The sequence below is a fragment of the Promicromonospora alba genome (genome assembly GCF_042654905.1).
Lineage (GTDB): Bacteria > Actinomycetota > Actinomycetes > Actinomycetales > Cellulomonadaceae > Promicromonospora > Promicromonospora alba.
Genome location: NZ_JBHSFI010000003.1, coordinates 1,100,013 through 1,114,974, shown reverse-complemented (window position 1 = coordinate 1,114,974; position 14,962 = coordinate 1,100,013). Strand labels below are relative to the sequence as shown.

10 protein-coding genes are annotated in these 14,962 nt (G+C 72.5%); 6 read left to right on the top strand and 4 right to left on the bottom strand.

The window, feature by feature from the left end; all coding sequences use genetic code 11:
- The first annotated feature begins 25 nt into the window (after window positions 1–25).
- Together ACFO6V_RS10250 and ACFO6V_RS10245 are read left to right on the top strand one after the other, a co-directional pair.
- Complete coding sequence (locus ACFO6V_RS10250; protein ID WP_377134874.1) at window positions 26–1,255, top strand: MFS transporter; 1,230 nt, start codon at window positions 26–28, stop codon at window positions 1,253–1,255.
- 46 nt (window positions 1,256–1,301) lie between these two features.
- Entirely contained in the window at window positions 1,302–1,961 is a 660-nt protein-coding gene (locus ACFO6V_RS10245) for a vitamin K epoxide reductase family protein (RefSeq protein WP_377134872.1), read from the top strand.
- A 188-nt stretch (window positions 1,962–2,149) separates the two neighbouring features.
- Here the strand turns inward: ACFO6V_RS10245 and ACFO6V_RS10240 are convergent, their stop codons facing one another.
- Window positions 2,150–3,478, bottom strand: a complete 1,329-nt coding sequence (locus ACFO6V_RS10240) for an alkaline phosphatase family protein (RefSeq protein ID WP_377134870.1) — start codon at window positions 3,476–3,478, stop codon at window positions 2,150–2,152.
- A gap of 126 nt (window positions 3,479–3,604) precedes the next feature.
- On the opposite strand from ACFO6V_RS10240, the gene leuS reads away from it, so the two are divergent.
- A complete protein-coding gene (leuS, locus tag ACFO6V_RS10235; protein WP_377135209.1) occupies window positions 3,605–6,562 on the top strand; it encodes a leucine--tRNA ligase in 2,958 nt (985 codons plus the stop codon).
- Window positions 6,563–6,624: 62 nt separating this feature from the next.
- Here the strand turns inward: leuS and ACFO6V_RS10230 are convergent, their stop codons facing one another.
- On the bottom strand, window positions 6,625–7,512 hold the full coding sequence (locus ACFO6V_RS10230) for an endonuclease domain-containing protein (RefSeq protein WP_377134868.1): 888 nt from the start codon (window positions 7,510–7,512) through the stop codon (window positions 6,625–6,627).
- A gap of 131 nt (window positions 7,513–7,643) precedes the next feature.
- Window positions 7,644–9,458, bottom strand: a complete 1,815-nt coding sequence (locus ACFO6V_RS10225) for a helicase HerA-like domain-containing protein (RefSeq protein ID WP_377134866.1) — start codon at window positions 9,456–9,458, stop codon at window positions 7,644–7,646.
- Between the two features lie 92 nt (window positions 9,459–9,550).
- Here ACFO6V_RS10225 and ACFO6V_RS10220 point away from each other — a divergent pair, with 92 nt between their 5' ends.
- Entirely contained in the window at window positions 9,551–10,432 is an 882-nt protein-coding gene (locus tag ACFO6V_RS10220; protein ID WP_377134864.1) for a DegV family protein, read from the top strand.
- A gap of 26 nt (window positions 10,433–10,458) precedes the next feature.
- Here the strand turns inward: ACFO6V_RS10220 and ACFO6V_RS10215 are convergent, their stop codons facing one another.
- Window positions 10,459–11,337 (bottom strand): alpha/beta fold hydrolase, encoded by an 879-nt coding sequence (locus ACFO6V_RS10215; RefSeq protein ID WP_377134862.1) that lies wholly within the window; start codon window positions 11,335–11,337, stop codon window positions 10,459–10,461.
- 233 nt (window positions 11,338–11,570) lie between these two features.
- Here ACFO6V_RS10215 and ACFO6V_RS10210 point away from each other — a divergent pair, with 233 nt between their 5' ends.
- Window positions 11,571–12,554 (top strand): helix-hairpin-helix domain-containing protein, encoded by a 984-nt coding sequence (locus ACFO6V_RS10210; RefSeq protein ID WP_377134859.1) that lies wholly within the window; start codon window positions 11,571–11,573, stop codon window positions 12,552–12,554.
- Window positions 12,551–14,953, top strand: a complete 2,403-nt coding sequence (locus ACFO6V_RS10205) for a ComEC/Rec2 family competence protein (RefSeq protein WP_377134857.1) — start codon at window positions 12,551–12,553, stop codon at window positions 14,951–14,953. Before ACFO6V_RS10210 ends, ACFO6V_RS10205 begins: the two co-directional genes overlap by 4 nt.
- Window positions 14,954–14,962: the final 9 nt, after the last annotated feature.

Sequence of the window (14,962 nt, the reverse complement as noted above, 5' to 3'; positions counted from 1 at the left end):
TCGATACGACACTCCTGGAGACCCCATGGCGACCAGCCCCTCTCAGCCTGCCCCCGACGAGACGTCCGGCAAGAGCTCGATGCGCCGCGCGGCGCCCGCGCTCGTCGCGCTGGCCGTCGGCGGCTTCACCATCGGCACCACCGAGTTCGCCGCGATGGGCCTGCTGCCCGACGTCGGCGCCGACCTCGGCGCGACCGACCCGCAGGTGGGGCACACCATCACGGCGTACGCGCTCGGCGTCGTCGTCGGGGCGCCGCTGCTGACCGTGGCCGCGGCGCGGATGTCGCGCAAGCGCCTGCTGCTCGTGCTGATGGGCGCCTACACGCTCGCGAACGTGCTGTCCGCGGCGGCGCCGGACATCGGCTGGCTCGTCGTCGGCCGGTTCCTCGCGGGGCTCCCGCACGGCGCGTTCTTCGGCGTCGGTGCGGCTGTGGGCGCCGCCGTCGCGGGGCCCGCCCAGCGCGGACGCGCCGTCGCGACCATGATGACGGGCCTGACCATCGCGAACATCGTCGGCGTCCCGCTGTCCACCTGGGTCGGTCAGACCTTCGGATGGCGCACGTCCTACGTGCTGATCGGCGCGCTCGGCATCGCGACCCTGCTCGGGCTGTGGCGGCTCGTGCCGGCCGCCGCCGGCGGACCCGGGCGCTCGGTGCGCACCGAGCTGGCGACGCTGCGGAACGTGCCCCTGTGGTTCGCGTTCGTGACGGGCGCCATCGGCTTCGGCGGCATGTTCGCGGTCTACACCTACGTGGCCCCCACCATGACCGGGGTGACCGGCCTGCCCGGCGGGGCGGTGCCCTGGGTGCTCGCGCTGTTCGGCGTCGGGATGACCGTGGGCATGCAGATCGGCGGACGGCTGGCCGACCGCGGTGTGCTGCGCGCCGTGGTGATCGGCTTCGCGACGACCGCCGCCTCGCTGGTGCTGTTCGCCCTGACCGGTGGCTGGGTGGTGCCCGCACTGGCCTCGCTGTTCCTGCTCGGTGTGACGTCGCAGATCCTGGGCCTCGCGTTCCAGACCCGGCTCATGGACCTGTCGCCCGGCGCGCCGTCGCTCGGCGCGGCACTGTGCCACGCCGGGCTCAACGTGGCCAACGGTGCCGGAGCGTTCCTGGGCGGCGTCGTGATCGACGCGGGCTGGGGCTATCTCGCTCCGGCCTGGGCCGGGGCAGTGGTCACCGTTCTCGGGCTCGCCCTGATCCTGGCGTTCGGGCGGCAGCGGGTAGCCCACCAGCCGGCGGACGCAACTCTGTGACCTTGATTTCAGCAATGTCCCAGACTTGGCCGGTAGCGTTAGGCGCGTGACCGATACCGGGGCGACCACGACGTCGTCGGACAGCTCGATCAGCGACCAGAACGACGTTGCGGCACCGGACCGCTCGCCGCTCGGCGCGCGGACCATGGGCCTGCTCCTGGTGGTGCTCGGCGGCATCGGGTTCATCGCCTCGTTCGCCCTCGCCTGGGAGAAGTACCTGGGGTTCGTCGAGCCGGAGCGGACGGCGTCCTGCAGCATCAACCTCTTCGTGACCTGCACCGCCGCCATGGACTCGTGGGAGGGCGCGCTGCTCGGCTTCCCGAACCCGTACATCGGCGTCGCGGCGTTCCCTGTCGTCATCACGACGGGCGTGATGCTGCTGCTCGGCACACGTCTGCCGCGCTGGTACTGGCTGTCGCTGCTGGTCGGGACCGTGCTGGGGCAGGCGCTCGTCTTCTTCCTGATGTACACGAGCTTCCACGTGATCGTCGCGCTGTGCCCCTACTGCATGGTCGTGTGGACCATCATGTGGCCGCTGCTCTGGTACCAGATCGTGCGGGGCGTGCAGTCGGGCGACCTGCGCGTGGGCGACGGCCTGCGGGACGCGATCGTCGGCAACCGCGGCATCATCCTGGTCATCGGCTACGTCGTGGCCGTGGCGTGGCTGATGCTCGCTGTCGGCGGGGACCTGGTCGCTTCGTTCTGACGCCGGCCCTCTTTCCGCATGGCGCGCCGCGGACAGGTTCCGCTGGTTCATGCTCGTCATGCTCGTCGGGCGCCCCCGCAAGCACGGCGGCCCCGCCGTGGGGATCGAGATCTCCTGGGACGAGGCCGCCTGACATCTCCGTGCTCGTGCGGTCGTGGCGCCGCGCGGCCGCGGCGTCGCGACCGCCGTCAGCGCCTCAGCGCCTCGCGCAGCGTCCTGCCCTCGCTGCCCGACGGCGGCGCGTAGCCCAGCAGTGCCGAGATCGTCGGCGCGATGTCGATGTGGCGCGGACGCCAGGGGTGCACGCCCGGCCGGACGCCGGCGCCGGCCAGCACCAGCGGCACGCGCAGCTCCGTGGTGGCGCCGTGCCGGCCGGCAGGGTCGGTGGGCGTGGCCCCGAACGACCAGCCCGGCTTCGGCTCGACGACGAGGTCGCCGTAGTTCGGGCTCATGTGCATCCGGCTCTGGTCGTCCTCGTCGAAGACGTTCCGCACCTGCGGCAGTGCCTCCAGCGCCGCGCGTAGCTGCCGGACGGCGGCCGGGTCACCCGCGCGCTCGCCGATGATCCGCACGTCCGCGACGCCGCCGACGACTATCGCGACGTCGGTGCCCGGAGCCGGCGACTGGCCGCTGGTCAGGATCTGCGGAGCGAAGCCCGCCGCCTCCATCGCGGCCAGCGCCTCGGCGCCGAAGCCCTTGTCGAACGTGGTCATGCCGTGGTCGCCGGTGATGACGAACGCGGTACGGCCGTAGGTCCCGGCGTCCTTCGTGGCCTGGACGATGCGTCCGAGCTGCCGGTCGATATCGGCGAGGGCGGCGGGGATGCGCGGGTCGGCGTCGCCGCCCTCGTGCCCGATCGCGTCGAGGACGTCGCAGTAGACGGTCATGAGCTCCGGGATGCCGTTCGCGGCCACCAGCTGCCCGCCCGAGCTGACGGGCTCGCCACGCAGCACGGCGACGGCGTCGTCGGTGCGGCGGGCGCAGTCGCCGCCCGGCTGGGTGTAGAGGCCGTCCGGGTCGCCGTAGGTGACGCCGTAGTTCTGCAGGATGAACCACTGCGCGGAGAACACGGTGCCGCCCTGCTCGCGGATCGACTGGGCGATGGTCGGCACCGCGAGGTCACGCTGCTGACCCCTGGCCGTGCCGGTGGCCGGGTCGAACCAGTAGGCGGTGTTGCGGTGGGTCTCGGGCCAGGCCCCGGTCGCCACCGACGACCACGACGGGTTGGTGATCGAGGTCATCACGCCGGTCGAGGTGGTGACGCTGCCCCGGCGCAGGAGTTCTTGAAGGTTCGGCATGGGCGCCGTTCCGTCCCTGACGAGGTCGAGGTATTCGACGTCGAACCCGTCGATCGCCAGGAAGACGACATGGTCGGCCGGGCGGTTCCCGGCGGGGTCGGTGGCGGAGGCGGAGTCGGCGTCGTCCGCGGGCAACGGCGCGGCGGCGGCGGTCGAGGCCGTCCACACGAAGGTGGCGGCGATGCTGGTGGCGAGGACCTTTCGCAACGAGGGCATCATGCGGGCAATTCGAGCACCCGAGGAGGGAACTTCGGGGGAGGTGCGAGCGAATGTCGGATGAACCTTCACCCTGTGGACGAGCGAAGGGCGGGGACCCCGTCGGTCGGTAGACTCGGGCGGGTGACCATGCCCGACGCACCCGAGCGCACCACGTCTTCGGACGAGCCCCGTTTCCGCTACACCCCGACCCTCGCGCAGCAGATCGAGCTGCGCTGGCAGGACGTCTGGGAGGAGCGCGGAACCTTCCACGCGGCGAACCCGCAGGGGCGACTTACGGGGCCGGGCGGGAGCCCGGCCGAGGGCGACCCGTACTTCATCATGGACATGTTCCCGTACCCCTCGGGTGCGGGGCTGCACGTCGGCCACCCGCTGGGGTACATCGCCACGGACGTGACCGGGCGGTTCCGCCGCATGTGCGGCGACAACGTGCTGCACGCGCTGGGCTACGACGCGTTCGGCCTGCCCGCCGAGCAGTACGCCGTCCAGACGGGTCAGCACCCGCGCACCACCACCGAGGCCAACATCCTCAACATGCGGCGCCAGCTGCGCCGCCTCGGCCTGGGCCACGACTCGCGCCGGACCTTCGCGACGATCGACCCGGAGTACATCCGCTGGACGCAGTGGATCTTCCTGCAGATCTTCGACTCCTGGTACGACGCCGAGGCCGAGCGCCCCGGCCCGTCGACGGGTTCTGGCACCGGCCGCGGGCGGGCCCGCCGCATCTCCGAGCTGCGCGACGAGCTGGCCGCGGGCACGCGTCCCGTCCCCGGGCACGACGGCGACAACGCGGGCGGTGCCGTCTGGTCGGCGCTCAGCGCGGAGGAGCAGCGCGACGTCGTCGACGCGCAGCGCCTCGCCTACGTCGACTCCTCCCCGGTGAACTGGTGCCCGGGCCTTGGCACGGTGCTCGCCAACGAGGAGGTCACCGCCGACGGCAGGTCCGAGCGCGGCAACTTCCCCGTCTTCCAGCGCAACCTGCGGCAGTGGAAGATGCGCATCACCGCGTACGCGGACCGCCTGGCCGACGACCTGGAGCTGATCGACTGGCCGGACAAGGTCAAGTCGATGCAGCGCAACTGGATCGGCCGGTCCGTCGGCGCCAACGTGCGGTTCGACGTCGTCGGGACCGCCGAGGGCGACCCGGCCGGCGCGGCCGGGACGCTCGAGGTCTTCACCACCCGCCCCGACACGCTGTTCGGCGCCACCTTCATGGTGGTCGCTCCGGAGCACCCGCTGCTCGACGAGGTGCCCTCGGCCTGGCCCGACGGCACGCGCAGCAGCTGGACCGGCGGGTACGACACCCCGGTCGCGGCCGTCGCCGCCTACCGCCGCGAGGCGTCTGCGAAGACCGCCGTCGAGCGGCAGGCCGACGCAGGCAAGAAGACGGGCGTGTTCACCGGACACCTGGCCGTGAACCCGACCAGCGGCCTGCAGGTCCCGGTGTTCACCGCGGACTACGTGCTCATGGGTTACGGCACCGGCGCCATCATGGCCGTTCCGGGCGGCGACGAGCGCGACTACGCGTTCGCCGAGGCCTACGACCTGCCGGTCATCCACACGGTCGAACCGCAGGGCGGCCTGCCCGCGGACCACGTCGGCGCGTACGCGGGTGACGGCGTCGCCGTCCGCTCCTCGAACGACGAGATCTCGCTCGACGGGCTGGGTGTCGTCGAGGCCAAGGCGAAGATCATCGCCTGGCTGGAGAGCAAGAACATCGGCGAGGGCACCACTACCTACCGCCTCAACGACTGGCTGTTCAGCCGCCAGCGCTACTGGGGCGAGCCGTTCCCGGTGGTCTGGGACGAGAACGACCGTCCGGTGGCGATCCCCGACGAGCTGCTCCCGGTGAACCTGCCCGACGTGCCGGACTACGCGCCGCGCACCTTCGACCCGGAGGACGCCAACTCCGAGCCGGAGGCGCCCCTGGGCCGCAACGACGACTGGGTGTACGTCACGCTCGACCTGGGCGACGGGCCCAAGAAGTACCGCCGCGACACCAACACCATGCCCAACTGGGCCGGGTCGTGCTGGTACTACCTGCGCTACCTCGACCCGACCGAGACCTCTGCCGCCGCGCTCCCCGAGCTCGAGCAGTACTGGCTCGGGCCGCAGCACAACCCGACGTCCGGCCCGGCCGGCGGCGTCGACCTGTACGTGGGCGGCGTCGAGCACGCCGTGCTGCACCTGCTGTACGCGCGGTTCTGGCACAAGGTCCTGTTCGACCTGGGCCACGTGACGAGCATCGAGCCGTTCGGCAAGCTGTTCAACCAGGGCTACATCCAGGCGTACGCCTACACCGACTCGCGCGGCCAGTACGTGCCCGCCGAGGAGGTCGAGGGCGACGAGCAGACCGGCTTCACCTGGCAGGGCCAGCCCGTCAACCGTGAGTACGGCAAGATGGGCAAGTCGCTCAAGAACGTCGTGACGCCCGACGACATGTACGAGCAGTACGGCGCCGACACGTTCCGCGTCTACGAGATGTCGATGGGCCCGCTGGACCTGTCGCGCCCGTGGGACACCCGCGCCGTCGTCGGCTCGCAGCGGTTCCTGCAGCGGCTCTGGCGCAACGTCGTCTCCGAGGAGACCGGCGAGCTCACGGTGACCGACGACGAGCCCGACACCGCCACCCTGCGCGCCGTGCACCGCGCCATCGCCGACGTCCGCGTCGAGATGGAGCACATGCGGCCCAACACGGCGATCGCCAAGCTCATCACGCTGAACAACCACCTGACGGGGCTCTCTGCCGTGCCGCGCTCCGCCGTGGAGCCGCTCGTCCTGATGACGGCGCCCATCGCGCCGCACATCGCGGAGGAGCTGTGGTCGCGGCTCGGGCACGAGGAGTCGCTGGCGCACGCGCCGTTCCCGACGGCCGAGGCCCAGTACCTGGTCCAGGACACCGTGACCTGCGTGGTCCAGGTGCAGGGCAAGGTGCGCGCGCGATTCGAGGTCGCACCGGACATCTCGGCGGAGGACCTGGAGGCGGCGGCGCTCGGCGAGCCGAACGTGGTCAAGTTCCTGGACGGCCGCGGCGTCCGCAAGGTGATCGTCCGCGCCCCCAACCTGGTCAACATAGTCCCCGCCTGACCCCTCGTTGAGTGCTGGGTATTTGTGGGTTCCAGCCGCTGGAACCCACAAATACCCAGCACTCAACGCTCCGCGAGGGTCTGGCGCCTCTTGATGGCGGCTCGGACCCTGGCGATGAAACGCTCGGGGTAGCGGATCACGTCGTCCGCTGTGGCCGTGATGATCAGCCAGTCGGCATCCTCCAGGAGCTGTCGGCGCTCGACATCGCGGCGCCAGGTCGCCGGGTCAGTCCGATGGTGGTCGCCGTCGTACTCGATGGCGATCTTGAGGTGCGGGTATGACAAGTCTGGGAGCGCGAGGAACCCGCCCTCGGCATCGAGCGCAGGGACATTGACCAGGGGCTCGGGGAGCCCGGCGTCGACCATGAGCAGTCGCAGGTCGGTCTCCATCGGTGAGTCGGTGCCGGGACGGATCAGCTCTATCGCCTCCCGACAGAGCGTGAGCCCCTTCATCTTGAAGGTCTCGCGCATCAGAGAGCTCAGAGCATCGGCCGTAGTCACGGGGTTCTTCCGGCGTGTCATCGCATCCCCGAGGCTGACCAGGCTGTTCCTGTCCAAGCGGTGCGCCACTTGGAGCCAGGTCTGCGGACCCGACGTGACTCGCAGGCCGAATCGGTCGATGACGTCGATCTGCTTCTGTCCGCAGAAGTGTGGGACAACCGCGTACCTTTGCGGCCGCTCACCGCGACGCGGGGTCACGATGTGGATCGCGCGATCGTCCTCGAGCTGCCAGGGAACGTCAACGCCGAGCAGGCGCAGCGCCGTCGTACGAGCGAATGCAGCATTTGGGTGGATGACACGCGCGATCGCTCGGCAGCGGTCGATGAGCGACGGGTCGGCGTCATCGACCCGCACGCCAGAGGTCGGGGCAAGGAACCGGCCGTTTCGTAATGCGTGTCTGCTGACGCCGCGAGCGGGCGCTTCGGAGACCGTGAAGATATCGGATGCCACGTGTTTATGGTCAAGCGCCCCGCCAGACCTTGCTTGCTATCCACAGCCCCGATCTCGCGGGTTCGTTGAGTGCTGGCTATTTGTGGGTTTTAGCCGCTAGAACCCACAAATACCCAGCACTCAACGGAGGGTTAGCGGCGGCGGGTGCCGAAGAGGGAGCGGGTTAGTTCCCGGACTATTACCGTGCCCGCCGTTCGTGCCAGCGATCCGACCACGCGGTTGCGCTCCCGGGCGCTCTGCTCCTTGTGCCGTGCCTCCGCCCTCTCGCGGGTAGCGGCCTCTCGTTCGAGCTTGACGCGCTCCTTGGCGATCTCGCGCTCGTCCTCGGCGGCCGAGGCCTCGCCGTCCGCAGCCGCACGCCCGGCAGCCTGTTCCTGGGCCTTCGCCTGGAGCAGCTCGAACGCCGACTCGGCGTCGACCGCCGTCCCGTACTTCGCCTGGCCGGGTGACGCGGCCACCACCTGGTCGATCACCGCGTCGCCCGCGGGATCCATCGAGGCCTGCGGGGCGCGCACCCGGGTCCACGCGACCGGCGAGGGTGCGCCCTTCTCGGTCAGCACGGTGACCACCGCCTCGCCGGTGCCGAGCTCCTGCAGCAGACGCTCCAGGTCGTACGGCGACGTGGGGAAGGTGCGCGCGGCGGCCCGGAGCGCGGTCGCGTCGTCGGGCGTGAAGGCGCGCAGCGCGTGCTGCACCCGGTTGCCGAGCTGGGCCAGGACATCGGACGGCACGTCCTTCGGCGACTGCGTCACGAAGAAGACGCCGACACCCTTGGAGCGGATCAGCCGGACCGTCTGGACGACCTGCTGCAGGAAGTCCTTCGAGGCGTCGGTGAACAGCAGGTGCGCCTCGTCGAAGAAGAACACGAGCTTCGGCTTGTCGACGTCGCCGACCTCGGGCAGCTCCTGGAAGAGGTCCGCGAGCAGCCACATCAGGAAGGTCGAGAAGAGTTGCGGCCGGTCCTGCACGGCAGGCAGCTCCAGCACGCTCAGCACACCGAGGTCGCCCTTGGTGGCGATCAGGTCCGACGTCGAGAAGGCGGGCTCGCCGAAGAAGACGTCGGCGCCCTGGCCCTCCAGGCCCACGATCTCGCGCAGGATGACACCTGCCGTGGCCGCCGAGACACCACCGATGCCCTTGAGCTCGCCCTTGCCCTCGTCCGAGGTCAGGTGAGCGATCACCGACTGCAGGTCCTTGAGGTCCAGCAGCGCGAGACCCTTCTTGTCGGCCCAGTGGAAGATCAGCGTGAGGCTCGACTCCTGCGTCTCGTTGAGACCGAGCACCTTCGACATCAGCAGCGGCCCGAAGTCCGTGACCGTCGTGCGGATCGGGACGCCCTTGCCGATGCCGCCCAGCGAGTAGAACTCGACCGGGTACTGGGTGGGCGTCCAGTCCTGTCCGATGCTCGCGGCGCGCTCAGCGACCTTCGGGTTGTCCGGACCGGGGAGTGCGAGCCCGGACAGGTCGCCCTTGACGTCCGCGAGGAAGACGGGCACGCCGGCCAGGGAGAGTCCCTCGGCCATACCCTGCAGGGTCTTGGTCTTGCCGGTACCCGTCGCGCCCGCGACGAGGCCGTGCCGGTTCAGCATCGAGAGCGCGAAACCGACCTGGACCTGCGGGTTCGGGATGGCGTCCCCGCCCGGCTCGCCTTCGAGCAGGGCGCCCAGCGGCAGCGTGGCCTCCGCCGCGTAGCCCGCGGCTACCTCGGCCGCGTAGCCCTGGAGGGCGGGTCCGGTGGGCTGAGCGACGATGGGCTGTGCGACGGCGGGATCGGCGGCGGCCGGTTCAGTGACGGCGGGTTCAGTGACAGCGGGATCCGCGACGGCCGGATCCGCACCGGCCGCCGGGGCCGGCTCGGCAGCGCGTTCCGCATCTTCGAGGGCCTTCTGGGCTGCCGCGGCAGCTTCCCGCAGTGCGGCGAGGTCGGGCTTCGATGCATCGGACATTCTCGGATGCTAGGTCGGGCCGCCGCGCCGCGCGCGGGGAGAACAAGCGGGTTTCGTCGTCCGGATCCTCGCGCGGATAGAGTGGCGCGGTCATGCGCACCCGACGTCGTACATCCCGCCCGGCACCTCAGGAGGTGCGGGTCGTCACCGACTCGACCGCCTGCCTGCCTGCCGGTCTGTCGGGCGGCCCGGTCGTGGTGCCCTTGCGTGTCCTGGTGGGCGACGACGTCTACGCGGAGGGTGAGGACGTCACGCCGGAGCGGCTGGCGGAGCTGGTCGCCGGGGGCGCTCAGATGACGACGTCCCAGCCGCCGCCGGAGGCCTTCGCGGCCGTCTACCGCAGCCTCGGTGACGAGGGCGCCCGGTCGATCGTGTCGGTGCACCTGTCCGGTGCGCTGTCCGGCACCGTCGGCTCCGCGGGTACGGCCGCGGCGCGGTCGCCCCTGCAGGTGCGCGCCGTCGACTCGCGGACCGGCGCGGCAGGCCTCGGCTTCGCCGCCCGAGCCGCCGCGGAGTGCGCCGCCGCCGGGGCCGACGCCGCCCACGTGGCCGCCCGGGCCATCGAGGTCGCCGGGACCGCGCACGCCCTGTTCGTCGTCGACACCTTGGAGCACCTGCGTCGCGGCGGCCGGCTGTCCGGCCCGGCGGCGGCGCTCGGCACGGTCCTCGGGGTCAAGCCGATCCTGAAGCTGTCGGACGGCGCCGTGGAGCTCTCCCAGCGGGTGCGGACCCGGGCGGTCGGTGCCGAGCGCCTCCTGGAGCAGGCCGCGGGCTTCGTCGCCGAGGCGACGCGGCCGGTCGTCGCCGTGCACCACTTCGGCGCGCACGACCGGGCGCTCGCCCTCGCGGGCCGCCTGCACACGCGCACCCGGGTCGACGTCGAGGTCACACCGCTGAGCGCGGTGCTAGGGGTCCACGTCGGCCCGGGCACGCTCGCGGTCGTCGTCGCCGACCTGGGCGACCACGCGCACTGAGGCGGAGAGCTCGGCCCGGCCGGCGCTCAGCTGGTCAGGACCTCGCGCAGCTTCGCCGCGAACTCCACGGGCTTGTCGGCAGGCTGGCCGTACTCGCCGCCGCTGAACCCGCCGTGCCCGCCCGGGAAGACGACCGGTTCGGAGCCGAGCAGCGCAGCCGCTCCGCGAGCGGCGCGGCCGGTCATCTGCTCGCCCGTGTCCGCGCCGACGGCGATCAGGACACGAGGCCCGCCGGACCCGAGCGCCTCGTACTGCGGCTCGTACGGCGGCAGGACCAACATGTTCACGCCGAACATCAGGTCGTCGCGCGAGCCGTCGTCCTCGGTCGGCAGGCCGAACGCGGCGGGGTCGGGGTCGGGCTGCTTCGCGTAGTCCGCGGTGAGCTCGCCCTCTGCCATGAGCACGGTGATGAACTTCGCCATGGCGGCGCCGAAGCCCTTCGCCTGGTAGGTGTCGTGCATATCCGTCATGGCGGCGGTCATCGCCTCCCGGTCGGGGAGCGCGGTGGCCAGGGGCGGCTCGTGCGCGACGACCGTGCGCACGTCCTCCGGATGAGCCGCCGCGAGCTCGAGCGCTACCACCGCGCCGCCGCTGGACGCGAACAGGTCGACCGGTCCACCACCGACCGCCTGGATGACGCGGTGCACGTCCTCGGCATGGGTGGCGACGCCGGGCAGCTCGGTCTCGGTGTCGAGGTCCCGCGTGCTGCGCTCGACGCCACGCGGGTCGTACGTGACGACGGTCCGGTCCGCGAAGTGGCCCGCGAGCGTGGTGAATCCTTCCGCTCCCATCGGGAGGCCGATCAGTACCAGCGGCGGCTCCTCGGACGGCGTCGCGGCCTCGCGCACGTCGTAGGTGAGGACGCCGCTCGGCACCTCGAGAGTGAAGGTCTTCTTGTCCGTCATCGTGTTCGCTCCTGGCTCGGTGGCGCATCTCGCGCTCTCTAGCAGGTCAGACGACGGTGCCTCGAAGAACTCATCGGGCACCGTCCGTAAATCTTGTCGGTCGTGCGTGCAGACCCTCGGGACGGCCCGGTGCGGCTTCGAGTCCGACCACAGGCCGCGCTTTTCAGTGTCTGTGCACAGGCGGGTCGCGGAGCTCACCGGAGGACGGCGACGCCCGCCTAGCGTCTTGATCCATGCAGCCAGAGACCGCGCAACAGCGACTTCCCGACCCGTGGCCGTTCAGCCCGGTGCACGGGCTCGACGGCCACGGGCCTGGCGGCCATCCGGCGCCTGGGCAAGGCAGTCCGGACGAGGCTCGGACGGACGAGGCTCGGACGGACGAGGCTCGGACCGACGCCGACGAGCTGGTGGCCCGGCTGCGTTCCAGGCGGTCAGCCTCCGGGGTGGCCGCGGCCTACGCGGCAGCGCACGGCCACCCGACCGACCCTCGGCCCGAGCAGGGCACGCGCAGGTGGGCACTGAAGGGCACGACGGCGGTGGTCGCGCTGGTGGCGGTGCTCCTGCTCGGCGTGGGTGTGGCGGTGCTGTCCCTCCGCGGCGGCGGCGTCGAGCCGTTGACCCAGCTGACGGCCGACGTCGAGCCGCTGGGCGGGCAGACCGACGGGCCAGCGGGACCGTCAGCGCCGCCCGCACCGAGCAGCCCGTTGCCGGCTACCCCGGCACCGGCCTCCGCCGACGCGGCGGGCGGCGGCCTGCTCGTGCATGTCGTCGGCGAGGTGGCCGAACCGGGCCTCGTCACGGTGCCCGACGGCGCTCGCGTGGCCGATGCGCTGGAGGCGGCCGGCGGCACCACCCGCAAGGCGGACCTGACCGCCGTGAACCTGGCACGCGCGGTCGTCGACGGCGAGCAGCTGCACGTGCCCCAGCCGGGGGAGCAGGTGCCTGGGGGCCCGGCGCCCGGAGCTGGTGGGCCGGCATCGGGCACGGGCGGACCGAGCACAAGCGGCGGATCCGGGGAGGCCACCGTCGACATCAACACCGCGGACGCGACGGCTCTGGAGGCGCTCCCCGGTATCGGTCCCTCGATCGCCCAGGCGATAGTCGAGTGGCGTGACGCCAACGGACAGTTCGCGAGCGTGGAGGAGCTGGAGGACGTGCCGGGTATCGGCCCGGCGACGCTTGCCGAGATCCGCGACAACGCACGGGTAGGGCCATGACCGACCTGCGGATGGCGCCGGCGGCCCTGGCGGTATGGATAGCGGCCTGGCTGCTGACCGGGCCAGGGGCCGGCTGGACCGGCCCGGCGGCGTGGGTCACCGCTGTGCTCGTCGCGGCCGCCTGCCTCCACCTGCTGCTCACGGCGGGTCGGACGCGAGGGGCGGGCCGGACGCTAGGGGCGGGCCGGCCCACAGTCGCGCACACGGCCCTCGCCGCTGCCTGCGCCCTGGCGGTCACGGTCTCCGCGCACGTCCAGCTCGCGGGTCGCGCTCCGCTCGGCGATCTCGCGGAACAACGGGTGACCGCGACGCTGACCGGCCTCGTCGTCTCCCAGCCGGAGCCGTTCTCGTTCGCCCCGGGGTCGTTCGCGCCCGGGGCCGGGCAGCACCGCTGGGTCCTCGCGGCCCGGGGCGTGGAAGCGCGCGGCGTCGGCTCGGCGGCCCGGGCGCACGTCCAGGTCCTGTCGAGCACCGCGCCACGGTACGGGGCGACCGTGACCGTCTCGGGCGCGCTGCGGCCCGCCGAGCCCGGCGCGGCGGAGACAGCCCGCCTGACCGCCTACAGCACGAGCGAGATCCGCGCCCCACCCGCAGGGCTGCGAGTGCTCGACACCCACCGCACGGCACTCCTCGACGTGACGGACCCGCTGTCCGCACAGGGGCGCGGGCTGGTCCCGGGCGCCGCCATCGGCGACACCACGCGTCTCCCGGACGACCTCGCCGAGGAGATGCGAACGGCAGGGTTGTCGCACGTCACCGCGGTATCAGGCGGCCACTTCGCGGTGGTCGTCGCCGTCCTGACCCTGCTCTGCTCGCTGGCCCGGCTGCCGAGACCGGTCAGGGTGGCCCTCGTCGCGCTCGCTTCCCTCGCCTTCGTGGCGCTCGTCCGACCGGAGCCCGCAGTGCTCCGTGCCGCGGTCATGGCGGCCTTCGCCCTGACCGGAGTCGCCATCGGGCGGCCGTCGCAGTCGGTACCGGCGCTCGCTGCGTCGGTGGTGGGGCTGCTGGTGGTGGACCCGTGGCTGGCCCGCTCGTTCGGGTTCGCGCTGTCCGCGGCAGCGACCGGCGGTCTGGTGCTGCTCGCGCCGCCGCTGGCCGCCCGGCTCGCACCCTGGACGGGGGACGCTGCCGCCTTCGCCCTGGCGGTCCCGCTCGCCGCACAGGTGGCGTGCGGCCCGGTGCTGGTGCTGCTCGACCCATCGGTATCCACCGTGTCGGTCCTCGCCAACCTGCTGGCCGCCCCGGCACTGGTGCCCGCGACGGTGCTAGGGCTCGTCGCGACGGTCCTGGCGCCGGGGCTGCCGACGCTCGCCGGTTTCGTGGCCTGGGCCGCGAGCGGCGCCACGTGGTGGATCGCGGCGGTTGCGCACTGGTGCGCCACGCTCCCCGGCGCCGTCGTCCCGTGGTCGGGCGGGCCCGCGGGGGCCCTCCTGCTGGCCGCGCTCACCGCCGTCGTGCTGTGGGTGGTGCTGCGGCGTGCCCCGCGTCCGGGCTGGCCCGAGTCCTGGCGCACGGCGGCCCGGTCGGGCCTGCGCGAGGTGCTCGCCGCGCGGCGCCGGAGGCTCACGCGGGCGCGCGTCCTGACCCTCCTCGCGGCGGGCTCGGTGGCGGCGCTCGTGGTCGTGGTGGCGGTGCCGCGCCTCGCCGTCCGCTCGGACATACCGCGGGACTGGCTGGTGGTGGCGTGCGACGTCGGGCAGGGGGACGCGCTGGCCCTCCGCACGGGGCCGACGTCGGCGGTGGTGGTCGACGTGGGGCCCGACGGACCCGCGGCGGGCCGCTGCCTCGACGAGCTCGGCGTGGCCAGGGTGGACCTGCTCGTGCTGAGCCACTTCCACGCGGACCACGTGGGCGGCCTCGGGCCGGTGCTGGCAGGGCGGGACGTGGCCGCAGCGCTCGTGTCCCCGGTGCCGGAGCCCGCCGCCAACGCAGCGGCGACGGGGGCGGCACTGGCAGCCGCTGATGTGCCTGTTGGCGTCGCGCAGACAGGGCACCGGGGGACGGCGGGGTACCTGACCTGGCAGGTGCTGCAGGCGGGTGCGGGCGAGGGCGCGAACGACTCGAGCATCGTGCTCGCGGCCCGGACCGGCGGGCTCGACGTGCTCGCGCTCGGCGACCTGGAGGATGCGGGTCAGGCGGAGCTGGCGCCGCTGGCCGGGCGGACCGACGTCGTCAAGGTGGCCCATCACGGCTCGGCGGTGCAGTCCCGCGCCCTGGCGGAACGTCTGCGCCCGGCGGTGGCGCTGGTCTCGTCCGGTCGGGACAACGACTACGGCCATCCGACCGACGAGGCGCTCGACCTGTACGCGGGCGTCGGCGCCGCCGTCGTCCGGACCGACGAGTGCGGCACCGTGGCGCTCGTGGTGCGCGGGCAGGAGGTGTCGCTGGCGGGCTGCTGACCGAGTGCC

Excerpts from the sequence above, each read along its gene's own strand:
- ACFO6V_RS10250 (WP_377134874.1), top strand. The coding sequence starts at position 26 with ATGGCGACCAGCCCCTCTCAGCCTGCCCCCGACGAGACGTCCGGCAAG.
- ACFO6V_RS10240 (WP_377134870.1), bottom strand. The coding sequence starts at position 3,478 with ATGATGCCCTCGTTGCGAAAGGTCCTCGCCACCAGCATCGCCGCCACC.
- leuS (WP_377135209.1), top strand. The coding sequence starts at position 3,605 with ATGCCCGACGCACCCGAGCGCACCACGTCTTCGGACGAGCCCCGTTTC.
- ACFO6V_RS10225 (WP_377134866.1), bottom strand. The coding sequence starts at position 9,458 with ATGTCCGATGCATCGAAGCCCGACCTCGCCGCACTGCGGGAAGCTGCC.
- ACFO6V_RS10220 (WP_377134864.1), top strand. The coding sequence starts at position 9,551 with ATGCGCACCCGACGTCGTACATCCCGCCCGGCACCTCAGGAGGTGCGG.
- ACFO6V_RS10215 (WP_377134862.1), bottom strand. The coding sequence starts at position 11,337 with ATGACGGACAAGAAGACCTTCACTCTCGAGGTGCCGAGCGGCGTCCTC.
- ACFO6V_RS10210 (WP_377134859.1), top strand. The coding sequence starts at position 11,571 with ATGCAGCCAGAGACCGCGCAACAGCGACTTCCCGACCCGTGGCCGTTC.
- ACFO6V_RS10205 (WP_377134857.1), top strand. The coding sequence starts at position 12,551 with ATGACCGACCTGCGGATGGCGCCGGCGGCCCTGGCGGTATGGATAGCG.